We start from the raw sequence: 16,126 nt of genomic DNA on the forward strand, positions 1-16,126 counted from the left end.
AAGCCTTGCCTCCAGGGTTTTGAAGGGACCTTCAAGGATGGTTACTTGTTGGCCGATCGTGAAATCCGAGTCGACGGCCTTCTGCTGATGCTGTTTGGCCTGTGAATCCGATGTGGTCTTGGCTTCCTGTAGCTCTGGCTTGGCCGCGGCCGGACCCGGCGCCACGGTGGACGCCTGCGGCGGGTGGCCATCGTAGTAATCGTAGAGAACCTGTGAACGAGAACGGTGACGCAACTTGCTTAGCGTTAGCTTTTCGATCTGGCGAATCCGCTCTCGGGTAACCCCGTAAACCTTGCCGATTTCGTCCAGGGTCTTCGGCTCCCCGTCCGTAAGGCCGAATCGCATGGCGATTATTCCAGCTTCTCGTTCCGACAAAGTGTCCAGTACGGAGTGCAGCTGTTCCTGCAAGAGCGAAAAGATGACAAGGTCTATCGGTTCGGGTTCCGCAGGGTCATAGATGACATCTTGAAGCGATTCCCCGTCTTCGGTCAGCTCCGGAACGTGGAGATCGAGTGAGATGGGGGTGCGATCGTAGCGCCGTGCTTCTGTGACCTTCTCCGGCGTCATGTCGACTTTCAGCGCCACTTCTTCGGCCGAAGGATCGCGCATGAGTTCTACCGCCAGCTCGCGTTCCACGCTCCGGATTTTGTTGATGACTTCGACCATGTGCACCGGGATGCGGATGGTGCGGGCCTGGTCTGCCATGGCACGGGTGATGGCCTGGCGGATCCACCACGTGGCGTACGTGGAGAACTTGAAGCCCTTGGTGTAGTCGAACTTCTCGGCCGCGCGAATCAGGCCCAGGTTGCCTTCCTGGATCAGGTCCAGGAAGAGCATGCCGCGGCCGGTGTAGCGCTTGGCCAGCGAGACAACGAGGCGCAGGTTGGCTTCGAGCAGGTGGTTCTTGGCGCGCCTGCCGTCGTGGGAGACCCACTGCAGCTCGCGCTTGAGCTTGGGATCCATGTCGGGATCCGCTGCGACCTTCTCTTCGGCGTACAGGCCGGCCTCAATCCGCAGAGCTAGGTCGACCTCTTGGCTCTCCGTCAGGAGGGGAGTTCTCCCGATTTGCCGCAAATAGTCGCGGACCGGATCGGCATCTACGTCCGAGGTTTGTTCATCCAAGTCGATGACCGTCGGTTCCAGCACCTCCGGCTGGAATCCCGAATCTCCTAGGTCATCTTGAAGGCCCTGACTGCCTGACGGACCGACAGAGGCCGCACCGTCGGGATCCGGATCGACGGAAGGCGAATCGGAAAGGGGATATGCGAGGAATGCAATGAGCCGGTCCAGATCTCGTGAGATGTCGAAGTACTCGAGGTCCTTTGCGTGGGGAAGGATGCGGCCAAGGTGCTCATCCCCGCGGATGGTGGGGTCCTCGACGGTGTGGTTTGCGTACAAGACGACAAGGCGACCATGGCGTCCATCGACCTTTTTTCGAATGATGCGTCCCAGACGCTGGACCATCTGTCGCTGGCTGCGGTTGGCAGCGACGATGATCCCCAGGTCCGCTTCGGGGACGTCGATACCTTCATCCAGTATTCGAGGAGCTGCAAGCACTTGGGAAATGCCGGTGCGGAATTCCTCCATGTTCAAAGCCCGCTCTGCCTTGTCCATTCCGCTGTAGAGGGCGGATGCACGGCAATCGGTTCCATCGAAGATGGATTGCGCTGCGCGGGCGGAGGCCTGCGTCTGGGTGAAGATGAGCGTTCCCTTGGAAGCTGCGGCGGTTTCCCGCAGATGGGACATCGCTGCGTTCTTGGCTTCGGTTTCCGCGAGGAGCGCGAGCCGGGCCGACATCGCCTTCATGTACTTGCGGGCCAACGTGGGAGCCAATCCCACGTCCTTTGATTCGGCGAGCCTGCCAACCGCGGCTATGAACTCCGCGAAACGACGACGTGGAATGCCTTCATACCGCTCCAACCACCGGCCGGCGTCGTTCATCACTTCCGTGTGCTTTTGGTACTCGGCCATTTCAGCAGGTGCCAGGTCCACGCCCACCAGAGCAACAATGAAGGGAGAAATCACCTCATCACGCAGGGCACGGTCGTACCAGAGGGAGTAGATCACTCCGCCGAAGTACGGATCGAGCCGGTCGATATGGGCTCCGTCCGTACGTTCGTATGTGGCTGTGAGTCCCAGACGCCAGTCGAACCCGTCCTGCAGTGCATTCTCGAACATCGGCGATGCATAGCGATGGCACTCGTCGGCGATGAGGAGCCCCGCTTTGTGTCTGGCGAGGAGCTCCCTTGTCGCAGCTGAATGGACAATGGCCACCAGAACGTCAACCGTTGCCAGAGAGTCTTGCCGCCCGTTCCCGAGGGTGCCCTGCTTGACGTGCGGAAGGGTCTTTTTCAAGGTCCGGACCCATTGGTTCTGGAGTTCAGTCGTGGGCACGAGCACAAGCACCTTGAAGCCCTTCCGCAGGGCATCAGAGGCAGCTGCGACACCCACCCGGGTCTTGCCCGCGCCCGTTACCGCTTCGACTACGCCTCGGCGCGCCTGGCTTCTCCAGGCATCGACCGCCTCCTGCTGCCAGACATACAGGCCCGGGTAGTCGACTGAGGCAGGAAGCTCGTGCCGATAAGGCCCGCCGTGTACGTTGCCCGGTGATGACCGTACCAAACCACCTGTCGCTGAACCGCGAGTGTCTTCCCCAACCCGCGCCTGACCGTTAAACATGATTCCCCCTAGAAACATCTGAGCCCAACTGTAATCTTCACCACGGACATTTTCGTTCTGCCGAAAGCGCCGGTTTCCTAGAATGGGGTTGTGGCAGACTTCATGGATCCAGGGCAACGCAGCGCCCATATGGCCAAAATCAAGTCAAAGAACACCAAACCCGAGCTACTCCTGCGTAAAGGTCTTCACGCCCTGGGATACCGGTACCGGCTACACGAGCGGAAGTTGCCGGGAAAACCAGATCTCGTGTTTCCCAGCCGCAAGAAAGTCGTCTTCGTAAATGGGTGCTTCTGGCATGGCCATGACTGTCCAGTGGGATCGCGCCTGCCCAAGACCAACACCGAATTCTGGCGGGATAAGCGGGCGAAAAACCAGGCCAGGGACGAGCAGCAGCTAGCCCAACTGGACCTTTTGGGATGGGAAAGCCTCGTGGTGTGGGAGTGCGACATCAAGGCGTCGCAGGGAGTTCCAGCCGCGGTGACGGAGTATCTCGGTGGACCAGCCAAAGCACACGGGAGCGCCGGCTAAGGAGCGTCTGGCGTCCAGGCTGGGGCCCGTCCTGGACTTCTGTCCGTGCCGTACGGCAGAATGGGACGGTGATGAAATATATTGACCTTTTTGCCGGCTGCGGCGGCCTGTCCCTCGGTATCGAACAGGCGGGCGGCGAGCTGGTACTGGCCGTCGAAAAATCCGATATGGCTGCCCGCACCTTCTACCACAATCTGGTGGGCGATGCCTCAGACATTTCGGTCTGGATGCGCCATGTCAACTCACCTGTTAAGGAACAGGCCGAAGCACGTGTAGTAGTGCGTGAGCTTTCTGCCCTCCTCAGCGACGAAGAGGTCATGAACGAGATAGCAGCCGAGGGGATCGATCTGGTGGTGGGCGGGCCTCCCTGCCAGGGTTTCTCGCTCGCTGGTCGTCGTAACCCGGAAGACGCAAGGAACAAGCTGCCCTGGGAATACCTCCAATTCGTCGAAAAGGTCCAGCCAAAAGCTGTCGTTATCGAGAATGTCGTGGGTATGAACCAGCGATTCTCTGAAGATCTTGAATCGTCATTCGTGCAGTTGCAGCAGGCCCTCCGGGAAACATCACCCGGATACGAAGTCCAGGGAGTGCATGTCAACGCTATGCACTACGGCGCACCCCAGCACAGACCCCGGCTTATGATTATCGGCCTTCGTGCGGACATCGCGGCTGCAAAGGGAATCGAAACTGAGGGCGCCCTTTGGCGGTCTGGGTTCGCCGATGAGGTAGGGACGGTGCCTCCCCTCGCTCCGCAACCGACAGTCACCCGTACATCCCTACGCACTGTCCGCCATGCGGTCACCGATCTCAACGACGGCGAAGCAGATCGCGGAAACAATGAATACCTGGCCGACCTCAAGCACAAAGAGGACATCTGCAGGTTGCCTCGAAGTGGCCGGGTGCTGAACCACGTCGCTCGGAAGCACGCGCCCAAGACCATGCAGCGTTTCCGCCTCTACCAGTACCTCAGCGCAGAGGGCCTGGACCAAAAGGTTGTCTCCAAGGTGGCGTCACTCCCGTTCTCTGATGCACAGCTGTACGCGAAGACCCAGCTAGCAGGAGCGACAATGCCGGCGCAGTCCCCGGACGGCACACGGCTCGCAAACAACCTGGAAGAACTCGTGGACCTCGTTATGGAGCTTGGCACGAGGAAACACTCACAGAAGGTCCTCGGGTGGGACATGCCGGCGAGGACGGTGGTTACCCTCCCGGACGACTACGTCCACCCGGAGAAGCCTCGGATCTTCACGGTACGCGAGCTTGCTCGTTTCCAGGGTTTCCCCGATACCTTTGAGTTCCTCGGAAAGGAAACGACCGGTGCGCAACGACGGCGTGTGGAAGTGCCCCAGTATTCGCAGGTTGGAAATGCAGTCTCGCCGTGGTTGTCTAATGCGGTCGGACGAAAAATAGCGGAGGTTATTGCTTAATGGCACCAATGGGGGATTTTACCGAGGTGGAGCGTGCCAACCTCGCCAGTCTCGATGAACTAGGTCTCGAATATGCACTCTTGTCTCCAACGAAGACGGGCCTTGAAAAGTCCATCCTCGATGCCACGTGGGAGTACCGTGGATTCCTACATCGACACGGCATCCATAATTACGGCAAGCAGCTAAACGGTCCTGAATACAAGGTATCGGTGCCTGCCACGCTTCTCGACCCTACTGCCGAGCTGATCGAGACCAAGGCAAACTTCTACCGGTCGGCCACGAGGGGCGATACTCGCCTGTGGGTCACCGGACTTAGTTCGCATTGCGAAGGTGGCGAGGTGATTGCGAGCATCGTGGATGCCGGCCGTTTAGTCCTGATAAACGTGTCGCGTGGTTCTTTGGAAATCGAGACTGCCACAGATGCAGCAAAAAGTGGGGGAAATATGCAGGATTCAGTGGATTACTGGGGTGCGCTCCGAGAACTTTGGAGTAGGTCGACGGGAGGATCCGACGTCGCTGCGCGGCCTTCGGATTCCGTTGATTCCTTCTGGCCTACCGCACCCCGGGCGGCAGGAGTCGATGAGGCAACAGAGTGGTTCAGTGACGGGCTCCGAAACGGTGGTCTTCCCCGGATGCTCTTCCTCATCGGAGGACCCGGCGCAGGGAAGTCCCATGCGGCAGCGGCGGTGGTATCGGCTTGGCAGGAGTCCAACGCCCGAAACGACGGCCTCGCCCACAGGACTTACGAGTACGCAGTCGGCCCTTCCCGTAACAGCCGGCTGGTCGTGATCAATGATGCAACCATCCGGAATCATGGACAGGAACACGGTTCGCTTGTCGCCGATGCCTCGAATGCTGCGCGGGAAGGCGCAAACCTCCTCGCTTGCGTAAACCGGGGCATCCTTGTCGAAGAATCGACCGGGCGACTCACGGAGTCAGCGGATTCCGAAGCAGGGGCATGCCTCTTGGCATGGCTGCACACCGGAAAATATCCGGAAGGACTGTGGAGGATTTCCCCTAATATTGGGAAGGACTATCTGAAGGCCGGCACCCTTACAGAAGGCGGTACCCCAAGAGCGGAGATCCTGGCCGTCTATTTGGATACCTGTTCCATGATGGAAGCCAGCCCGGAAGTGCAAATAACCCCGGGTGAGACTTCCACTCCTCGAATTCAGGCAAAGGGATACGCCGTTCAGGATTACCTCGAGCGGGCCGCAAAACCACGGGAAACGCCGGCTGGAATTCTATTCTCGGCAGTGGCTGGCATTCTGCAGCAGGCAAAAGAACACAGTGTCGATACAGGTCTGGTAGACCCTATTGCCGCAAACATTGAGGCCCTAGGCAAACCGCGGCTCCGGACGAATCTGATGTCTATCCTGCGAAGTGCCGAGATTGCCTCTACCCAGCGGATGACCTTCAGGGAATTGTGGGGCGCTATCACTCGAAGCTTCATTGGCGAACTGCCGAGCAGGATATCCCCGGACGAATTACCATCATTCTTGAGGGAAAACCAGCCGGATGCCACCGCCGATGCGCAATCGCAGTTCACCTCGTATAGGCGTCTGGCAGAACTCAGGTACACCCAGTCGATCTTCGGCGCTCGAGAGCCGTATGAGCCGTTGTCAAATCCCATCACGCGTCTCACACACATCGTCGACCCCACAAAGGACGCTCGCCCCGGGTACTTCGACGGGTCTTGGGATACCGGCTGGGCGACTCCGGTTTCTGACGCCTTTACCGGCTATATGACGGAGGGTTCCCCGATAGCCAGCCTGGAATCAACGCTCCCGAATGGAGACTGCTTCCGTGCGGCCATCACAAGCTTTGACCGGGCCCTTGACGCCAGCTTCGTGGCGTTGGTAGGCGAGCCGACAGTCTCGGATGCCGCACGGTACGACGCTATTTCCTGGTACGGGGATTATCTCACTCGCTTATATGCGGTTGCTAACGGAATCCCCGCTTTCCGGGCCGAAGTCGTCCTGTGGACGCAGACGTGGGATCAGGCGCCGGTAGTGCCGGACCAGCTCGACGCCCGGCTCCGAACCTTGCTCCGACCTTCCAGCCGCCCCGGAGAGTATGGAGCGTCATCAATGATTCCGGTTTTCGACAGCCGAACCAACCCCATCCGAGGGACACAGGTCCAACCCAAGCTCGCACTCAAGCTCGGGGACATCGCGATGGCAACCGAGGCCGCGTCCGACTCGGTCGTCCTACACCTGTCCGAGCATGCACAACGCGTTGCTTCTATTTCGATGGACTTTTCTCTCATTCGGGAAGCGCTGGCTTCCAACGATGGATATGCGGGGGTGACGGAATTGACCGACGCTACTTCTCCACGTCTGGAACGATTCCGCGCAGCCAGATTGGTGCCGGCCCAACTGGCTGGTGCGCACTACAGCGTGGTCACCAACGATAAAGAATCAAACCTTAGTGTGAGGGGCTAGAAGAATATGTCGATCCAACAGAAGATGATTCTTCCCCTTCCACGGCCGCAATACGTTGCCGTTCCCGAGGCCCTGATCTCTGCACTTGCGTGGAGGGCGTACGACGTGGAGCTCGAGGGCGAACCCATCGGCCTCGTCTACCGGGCAGATTTGGGTAACAAGCAACCCAAGACCTTCAAGCTCCGGGCGACGGAGCCGGACAGCAGCGACAGCCTGGCGAAGTTCGGCGAGGCGCTTAAGGACTCCGGAATCAAGTCGCAGGTCCCCCCGGACATCCTCGCCCGAGCGGTGCTGAACAGCGTGGTGGGCGTGCGAGCGGAAAAAAGCGGGAAGCAGCCTGCCACCCCGATAACGCCGGGACTGGCTTTGCTGCAGAACATGCGCGGACTCCAAGGTTCAAAGAATCCGCCCGACCTCGCCGAGATCATGGAAACGATGTACCGACTGGGTGGCGGAGCGGAGTCGGCCCGCGGGAGCATGACCGCCCAGTGGCTCCATGCAACCGCAACACGATTGGAATTGGACAGTCTGCTTCGGGCACTGGACGTGGCTGTGGACGGCTCGCTGCTGGGGAACGAACGCACGAATGCCGGTGAAGATTCACAGGACAAGACTGTTGTCCGACTAACCGGCAGTAGCGTCCTAGCCCACACACCCTTTTCATGGTTATCACGCTCTTGGGACACTCTTACGTCCCGTCTCTGGGTTGAGGCCCTGCCCGCCCGGGTCTGGGTCGACTGGGCGACGACGATTCTTCGACTGGGGCTGGGGATGGGGTTCCTGTGGGAAGCTGCCTGGTACGAAACCATTGCCCGAAAGCTCCTGAGGGGCGAAGGTCCTGCCAAGGGCCAGGACCTCGTGGAATGGCTTGCTTCCGAAGTTGGGGAAGTCCTGCCATGGAAATCCTCACGCTCCATGACGTCAGTTCGGGACGTGGCGCCCGTGCTGAGCTGGCGAATCCATCGCGGAGACAAAATCCGCAGGCTCTTGGCCGACGAGCTTAGGGACTATCCGGATAGCGAAAACCTCGCGCAGGGGTGGGAACGCCTTGGATCAAACGGCGAGCTGCGTTCCGACCTGACGGTGGCCTTGGGCAGCAAGGAGAAGGGCGCCAACAACGCCTGGGAAGCAGTGAAGTATGCACTGCTGACTCGCGATGCCACCGGGCCCTCCGCAGACTACTACGGCCTCCTCAGGTCCAACGGCCGATATATAACGGTTGATCCTGGAACCGAGTGGATCGCTGTCGTTGCGAGCTTGGCTTGCGGTACACCGGGACAGGAGTCCAATGTACGGGACGTGATGGACTCGCTCGCGGATCTAGGTATGCAACCAGAACTCAACGATCTGGTCGCCCTCCTCGAGAGGGCCGGACTGGCGCGCGGGAGCGCGGATGCGGATCAGGCAGTTATTGTACAAAGCGCTTTCTCAGGGGGAACAAAATGACGGAATCAGCTCGAATATTCGGACGTGTGCTCGGGCGGCTCCTAGCCAATGAGGACGCGTTGACTGCTGCTTACCTTCCGCACGGCGTAAGCGAACGCATGGGCGAAGACATTGTTCGTGCAGCAAACCGTGCCCGGCCCACCACCCCGCCCTACGCGATCCTCGTCACCGCGGGAACGGAGAACCTTTCCGATCCTGAATGCCTGAAGCTCACGTCCCAGTCCGCCATCCAATACCGGCAAGGATCCCGCCTCGCTGTCGTAGTTGGGCGCCACCCGGACCTTGCCTCATTTATCCAGGCGTTCCGCGAGGTGCTTGGACAGGATTTCCCGATCGCACCGGCTGATCGGGTATCACTCTCTGCCATTGCCTCCGAAGCGGTGCACCTGATGCTTTCCGACGCAGGAAAGCTCGATGCCACGTACTGGAACAGGGATGCTGCCGTACAACGGTTGGCTTCCTGCCTGAATGATCTCCGCCGTATCCAAGAGAACCTTCGGCAAGGTTCCAAGGCATGGAATGCCCTGTGGCTTGAGAATGCTTCGGACGGATTCGATCGTTTACACTCAATCCTCAACCACTCCGCCACGCACGAACCAGAGCTGGTTCTGGACGAAGTCTTTGATCGTTACACCTATGCAGCGTTTGGCCTGCCCAAGGCCGCGAAGACCTCCGGACTGATCAGCAAGCACGGGGTTCTCGTTGATGCATTGGAACAGTGGTGGTCCGACGAAGACCAGGTCCAAATGACGGTGAAGCAGCTCGATTTCCACCCGGAGACAGCAGGGGAGACGCATCCATTAGGCGGGATGGACTGGGCTGGTTTCGACCAGACGCTAGCCGCGGAAGAGAACACGCTCTCAGCGCTGATCCGCCACGGCAACAACATTCAGTCCGTCCAGGCCCTGGCAGGCTTGACCGAAGGGCAATTCGTCGACCCCCAGAACACGAAAAAGAAGAAGGGGCAACTGACCCTCCTTTCTGAAGACGGGCACGACCGCGAAATCCCCGCCGGCGGCACGGCCCCCTTCCTCCTCGACAGCTCGGTATCCGGAGAGCAGGGCAACCTCCAGCTGATATCAGAAACCGTTCGTATCTTGATCCCCACCCTGACCGCCGTCGATGAGGTGGACGGTAGCCGCCTCCAGCCAACAGTCCGGGCACCGAAGACACGTTGGGAGGGATTCCTTGAACTGGATCCCGAGGGAGACCTGTGGTTCGTCGGCAACCTGATCCGCTCCCTTGGCAAGGAGCCCTTCACCCACGTTCCCAAGCCCCTTGCCGTCGGTCTGGAGCTCGGTGCGCAGGATCCACTGGCCGGAAGGGTCGATGACTCTGCTACGTGCACCGTCATCCTCAAAGGACCCGACGGACCAGGGCTGATTTACTGGCCTGACAAGGGGAAGGCAGGCGCCGGCAAAATCGCCCACCTGGGCCCGGAGAAGTACGGCGACTCCGGGAGCCTATCTCCTGTCGACGTGCCTTATTCCGCAGAGCTGCAGGACATCAGAAACCCACATCTCGCGGTTATGTGGGACAGCCAGACATCGGAGGTCCTTGTCGAGGGAAAAGAAGCCGCTCCTCTCGACGGCCGGACCAATGCGTGGTGGTCCATGCTTCCGATGGGGAATGCCGCAACGGTCTTGATCGGCGATCAGTCCTTCAACCTAACAACCGCACAGCCAAAGACTGCTTTCCAGTCGCCGGTGGTGGCCGCAGTCCAGAATCAAGTGGTTGGACCAGTCAGCGCGGATCACGACACGCAGAAATCGATCCGTGGCGCGTATGAGTCCTTCCTCTCCGAAGCACTGGACGATGAGAATGCGGACATGCTCTTGCAGACCATGGGCCATGTCGCCATTCCTATCGACCGGGAAGCAGGTTTCGAAGACCTTTCTCCTGTCCATGGCCTGCTTATGGAAAACAAACTTGGAGCCCTATGGCCCAAGATTTCCGATTTTTCCGTTCCGGCCGACATTGCCCAATCCGCCGAAGCGGATGAGTTGCGTGAAGCCTTCAAGAAGCTAGAGGTAGGAAAAGCGACACGAAGCCGGACAGCGGAGGGCGTGGAGTTCCGGGCCTGGCCCTCGCGCTCATCATGGCGGCACCTGTGGGAAAGTGTCGAGGGTAAAGCCGCGCTGCGGCGTTATCTAGACGCGTATGGAGCTTTGGTAGAGTTCGCTCGGCAGAGTGGGGATGCGGAGGCAATTTTCTGGGCCACCTATCCGTTTAGCATTTCCGCTTGGAAGACGGAAGGTGGGATTGGTTGCCAATCCATTCTCCTGAGCCCACTCCATCCCGTCCGCCTGGCATGGGTGGCCGGAGTAGAAAGCACGTTGTGGCACGCGTCTAAGGCTGAAGAACTTGCGGGGACAGTAGAAGGCTGGAATATCCCCCTCATCGGGCCGAGGAATAGCGGCAACGGGAAAATGATCGCAGTCCCTACCGACAGCGGAAGCGGTCAGGTTTTCCTTGGTTGGTCGATGCTGGTCGCGGCATCGGTGGACGGTCCAGAACCGCTGGTCGCACCACGAAAGCTCGGTTCCTACCCCGCACCGGGCAATGCCGCAAGCGGTCTCAACGCTACTGCGGCAGCGGCGGCGCTCAGGAACTATCGGAAAATGAATCCCCACGTTTCCACTTTGACGGTCGATCTCGCCGCCTTAGCGCCGACGTCTCGACTTAGCGAAGTCGACGACGCCGTGCTATCTACAGTCAAGGAATGGTCAGGCAAGGCCTCGCTTCAGCTGAGTGGCGGAGCGCGTATCTGGGATTCGTTGAACCGTGGAGGAGAGGCGCCAAGGGAAGCTGTGACCAGGCTGGTCCGGGAATCCGGGGGAGTTCCCCTCACCTGGTCGCGGTATCAGCCGTCAAACGGTACATCCAAGGCATGCAATATACGCATCCTCCAAGATAGTGGCGTCCGACTGGAAGTAGGTGTCGGTGGCCAAGGCAACTATGGGGTTATGGGAAGAACCCCCCTGCGCAGGCTGGAGGCATACCTTCCACCTTCTATGGGTGCGAAGAAGACTGAATCACACCCTGCGCTCAGGACCGGAACGGGATGGGAGCCGTTCACCCGCGCGCTCATGGCTCTCGAGGGCGCCTCGGTCCAACCCAAGGTCATGTCGAAACTTTTCAATGCGTTGCTAGTCGACGAGTCGGCGGACTGGACGGTGTCCGGCGAAGCGCTCATGAACCCCAGTGCGATGGCCGAACTCATCAAGACCTCCAGTGGAAGCGCCCAAATGCTTTGGGAATGGCGCCCGCCGTTCTTGGAAAAGTCACGGGATGTGCCAGCGTTGGAGCGCAGGCCATTTGTTTCCGTCACACGTGTTCCTCAGGGATTCCGTGACCAGATCCGTTCCCTCCTCGCAAAAGCGCTCGGCACCGAACCCTCCGAGAACGCCGTCGACGAGTTATTGGGAAAGCTCGGCTCGCGTGGAGTCGGGCTGTCCTCGCTGTTGTCCATGGGCGGCACCCATGCGTCCGGCGCGCTCGGTTTCTACTTGGCTTTTGCACTCATGGATTCGGCAACCCCGAACGAAACCGAACAGTTCGTACTCCCGATCGATGCCTGTGATACCTTCCTGCGGGCGCTCTCAGGAGAAGGGGCAAAGGAAAGCTCATCCCGGCGCGCGGATCTCCTGGTACTCAGCCTGGACGATACGGGCCTGACGTTGACCCCCATCGAGATCAAGTTCTATGGCCTCAAATCCAATGGGGGTAGCAAGACACTGCCCGTGGCGGGACACTCAACTTTGAACGAGGCGGTCGAGCAGTTGGCGTCCACGATGGAGCTCCTTTCCAAGGTGAAGTCCAGATGGGATGAACTCCGGGACGCCGAGCCGAGCGCGGACCGCGAGCTATGGGCTAACGCCATGGCCACGCTGGTCGAGACCGGTGTCCGCCTTACTCCGCGCCGAAGCGCTAACCCGGACGCCCTTGCCGACAGGCTTCAGAGCGTGGCGCTTGGCGAGATGGGCATCCAGCTGGGTAAACCACTTATCACCTATTTCCTTCATGATGCGGAAACCCAAGCGGGGAAGGGCTTCGCAACCTTCACCGACCGGGCAACCGGGTTTGGCGAATACGGTGTACTGGTCGCTAACGCAGGAGTGGCCCTAAGCCAGGTCGAAGACGGACAGGGTGCCATGAACGACGAGTGGGCCAGCTTGCTGAAATGGTCTACAACACAGGATGCCGACGCCGAAGAAACACAGTCTCGACCGACTCCGACTCCGACTCCGGCTTTGGTTCCGATCCCGGAACCGGGTATTGGGACTGGGGCTAGACGGTCCAAGGAGGTGCCTGACGCTTCGGATAAATCTGGCACTGCCATAGAGGATGATGCGGATCTGGCCCCTCGGGAGGAAACCCCGCCGGCGGTCGAGCCAACACCGGAGCCATTTGATCCGATGCCCGAACCCGTTGATCCGATGTCCGAAGCGGAAGTTGATGAACCTTTCAAGGAAGGCATCCGCGGGGAAGGAGTAATGTTCCCGGTCGGTCGGGTGCTCAACTCGATTGGCGACAAGGAAGCTGTCTTCTGGCCGGGTAACACTGCCCTGAACCAAATGAACGTTGGCGTAGTTGGCGATTTGGGAACTGGTAAGACCCAGCTGCTCAAGGCCCTCATCACCCAGCTGCGGTCCCAGGCAGCTGAGGCCCAGGAGACGCCGGTCTCTACGCTGGTCTTCGACTACAAGCGGGATTTCCAGGACGAAGAGTTCCTGTCCGCAGTTGGTGGCCGGGTTCTGCGCCCGCAGGGTATACCGCTCAACATCTTTGCGCTGCCCAATGGCTACACAAAGTTGGCGGCGTACCAGCGGGCAACCGCCTTCACCGACATCTTGGCGAAAATCTATTCCGGAGTAGGACCGGTCCAGCGTGAGCGGCTGGTTACCGTAATTACCAAGCTCTACGAAGACCAGAATGGGCGGCCGCCTAGGCTTTCCCAAATCCTCGAGGAATACCGGGAAGTAACCGGCACTGCCGATTCTGTAACCAGTATGTTGAGCACGTTTGTTCTGGGAGAGATATTCAGCGATGATCCGGACCATCTGGTCCCCTTTGGTGACCTGCTGGAGGACACTGTCCTCGTAGTCGCGCTCAGTGATCTGGGCGCGGATCAGAACGCGAAGAATGCCCTTGTCGTGCTCTTCCTGAACATGTACTACGACTACAAGCTGCAGAGCAAAAAGTGGCCATATGCCACCTCAGAGTCGGGGGAGCAGTTGCGCCGATTGAACTCATTCCTCCTGGTTGATGAAGCGGTGAACATCATGAGGTACGACTTCCCCGTGCTCATGGACATCATGCTTCAGGGCCGCGAGTTCGGTTTCGGAGTTATCCTTGCTTCCCAATACCTCTCCCATTTCAAGAACACGCATACGAACTACGGTGAGCCGCTACTTACGTGGTTTATCCACAAGGTGCCCAACGTGACGCCCAGGGAGCTGGAGCAGCTTGGGCTTAGCGGTATGCCGAAGGAGACCGCTGATCGGATCACCAAGTTGAAGGTCCATGAAGCCCTGTATAAATCCTTGGACTTCCCGGGTGTGTTCGTGAGGGGAACCCCGTTTTATGAGTTAGGTAAATAGCAGCGAGGGCGGGAGGGACCGAAAGCTCCCTCCCGCCTTTTTGGACTAACGCTCACTCCTGCCGAATACACTTTCGATAATCTTCACTAGCTCCAAGGCCGTTGCCTGATCGAGCTGAACGGTTTGGCTTACCTTTGGTTCGCTCTTTCGATAATCCGATCCATAAGTAGCGATATGTAGGAGCGGTTGGCCGTTTGGTGTATGAAGAATCTGGTAGGTGGCATCCACTTCGGAATCGTGGGGCCTAACGTTAGAGTTTCCTTTTTCAAGTTTTCGTATGAGAGCCATGTCGGAATCCTACGATGAAATGTCACCTTTTCTGATTTTAGGGAGACCAAACCGCCGCTCGGTTTAAAGCCAGCGTCAACTCCCGTCCGCCGGCCTCAGCAATCAGCGCCGGGTCGCCCACCACCACCAGCAGGCACCGCGCCCGAGACAGCCCCACGTAGAGCTGCTCCGGAGCACGTGCCATGTCCTTAAACCCGTTCACGCAGAGGATCACCACCGAGCGCTCCAGCCCCTTGAACCCCAGGACGTGCCCGTAGAACTCCGCATAGTCGTCGTGGAAGGACTTCCAGTACTCGGGGATGCGCTGGGTGTCGAAGTAGTCCTGGTGGATCGGGTGGCGCTTGTTGGTGGTGAGCAGTGCGATCTGGTTGGCAGCCCAGCCCTCGTCGATGAGTGCGTCCACACAGTCGCTCGCGACGTCCAGCGCATCTTCGGTAGGGCAGGCGACGAGACGCACCGGCAGCCCGTCCCCGCCTCGGGGTGAGAAGTGTTCGCCGGCGAATCCGCGGAAGGTCTGTGCGATCCGTTTGGTGTTACGCAGGTTCTCGTCGATGTGCAGGGTGACGAGCCCGGCGGTGGGGTCCTCGGCCGTTCCCGCGGTTGCCGCGTCCCACCGCCCGTAGACGTTCTGCCGCTCGTCCATGAACGCGTACACCCCGCCGTCGTCGGGCTTCTTCAGACATGCGAGCAGCGCCTCCCACCAGAGTGGGGCGAAGTCCTGGGCCTCGTCGACGACGACGGCGTCCAGCTTCTCCTCGACCGGCAGGCGGTCTGCGAGCTCCTTGAGCAGCCGAGGCATCTCCTCTTCGAAGTACTCCTGCCCGGACCCGTCGGGCACGCCCAGGGACTGCACGTAGTCGTGGAACTCGCCCACGAATACGGGCGGGGCCTGTTTCCAGCCGGCGACCTCGCGGCGCAGGTGCACGCTGAGTCCCTTGTTGTAGCAGAACAGCCCGACGCGCTGGCCGTCCTTGGCGAGGCGCTTGGCCTTCTCGACGGCGAGCCAGGTTTTGCCGCTGCCGGCGCCGCCGACGAAGCGCGCGCTGGTGATCGAGCGGGTGGAATCCAGCAAGACCTTCTGCCGGGTGGTGAGCCGTTCCTGATGGTCCTCCAGCTCGGCGGCATCCAGACCCGGACGGTCTGCCGGGGTGAGATCGCCAGAGAGATGGGGGAGGATGCGCTCGAGGTACTTGGGGGAGAGCGGTACGGACCCCTGCCCTTCCGTCTGGATAGCGCCCCGGATTTTTGCGGCGCAGTTGTTTGCCAGCTCCCCCTGGTCGACGACGAGGCTGCGCGGCGTGCCGGCCATCTCCCAGTCCGCAGAGACGTCCGAATAGGGGAAGCACGCCATGTAGGTGATGCGGCTGGTCAGGGGAGTGCCGAGGCGGCTGCCGATCCAGTCCTTGAACGCGTGCTGCGCGCTCTGGGCCTGGGCGACGGGGCTTTCCATCCGGCGTTTGCCGGTCCGGTCGCTTTGGTACCACTGGCCGTTGTCCACGGAGACCCGGCCGCCCTTGACCTCGAGGACGGCGACGCCGACGCCGGGCCAGAGGACTAGGATGTCGATCTCGTGTTCGGCGCGGCCGTGCCGCAGCTGGACCGAGTGGGCCAGTACGACGTCGTCGGGCAGCTGGGCGCGCAGGGCGTTCCAGACCGCCTGTTCGGCTAGGTGACCGTCCTGAAAGTCGGGCTCTTCCGGTATGCAGCGCAC

Annotated in this window: 6 protein-coding genes and 2 pseudogenes; 5 read left to right on the forward strand and 3 right to left on the reverse strand. The window is 60.0% G+C overall.

Going from position 1 to position 16,126, the window contains the following annotated elements; translation table 11 throughout:
* Positions 1–189: 189 nt before the first annotated feature.
* Positions 190–1,398, reverse strand: a pseudogene (locus NNX37_RS16545) (RNA polymerase sigma factor); the annotation flags it as partial.
* Positions 1,399–1,434: 36 nt separating this feature from the next.
* Positions 1,435–2,808, reverse strand: a pseudogene (locus tag NNX37_RS16550) (DEAD/DEAH box helicase); the annotation flags it as partial.
* On the opposite strand from NNX37_RS16550, the gene NNX37_RS12355 reads away from it, so the two are divergent.
* From NNX37_RS12355 to NNX37_RS12375, 5 genes are all read left to right on the forward strand, one after another.
* Entirely contained in the window at positions 2,770–3,207 is a 438-nt protein-coding gene (locus tag NNX37_RS12355; protein ID WP_255793051.1) for a very short patch repair endonuclease, read from the forward strand. The pseudogene NNX37_RS16550 and the gene NNX37_RS12355 sit on opposite strands and share 39 nt — an antisense overlap.
* Positions 3,208–3,278: 71 nt before the next feature.
* Positions 3,279–4,634, forward strand: coding sequence for a DNA cytosine methyltransferase (locus NNX37_RS12360; protein WP_255793523.1), 1,356 nt, complete (start codon positions 3,279–3,281; stop codon positions 4,632–4,634).
* 8 nt (positions 4,635–4,642) lie between these two features.
* Positions 4,643–7,078, forward strand: coding sequence for a hypothetical protein (locus NNX37_RS12365; protein ID WP_255793052.1), 2,436 nt, complete (start codon positions 4,643–4,645; stop codon positions 7,076–7,078).
* Between the two features lie 6 nt (positions 7,079–7,084).
* A complete protein-coding gene (locus tag NNX37_RS12370; RefSeq protein ID WP_255793053.1) occupies positions 7,085–8,524 on the forward strand; it encodes a hypothetical protein in 1,440 nt (479 codons plus the stop codon).
* Positions 8,521–14,127: an ATP-binding protein gene (locus NNX37_RS12375; RefSeq protein WP_255793054.1), complete on the forward strand. Its 5,607-nt coding sequence runs from the start codon at positions 8,521–8,523 to the stop codon at positions 14,125–14,127. The genes NNX37_RS12370 and NNX37_RS12375 overlap by 4 nt, the downstream gene beginning before the upstream one ends.
* Before the next feature lie 325 nt (positions 14,128–14,452).
* Here NNX37_RS12375 and NNX37_RS12380 read toward each other — a convergent pair whose 3' ends face one another.
* Positions 14,453–16,126 (reverse strand): nuclease-related domain-containing DEAD/DEAH box helicase, encoded by a 1,674-nt coding sequence (locus NNX37_RS12380; protein WP_255793055.1) that lies wholly within the window; start codon positions 16,124–16,126, stop codon positions 14,453–14,455.

It is taken from the genome of Arthrobacter zhaoxinii (assembly GCF_024385505.1).
In the GTDB taxonomy this organism is placed as follows: domain Bacteria; phylum Actinomycetota; class Actinomycetes; order Actinomycetales; family Micrococcaceae; genus Arthrobacter_B; species Arthrobacter_B zhaoxinii.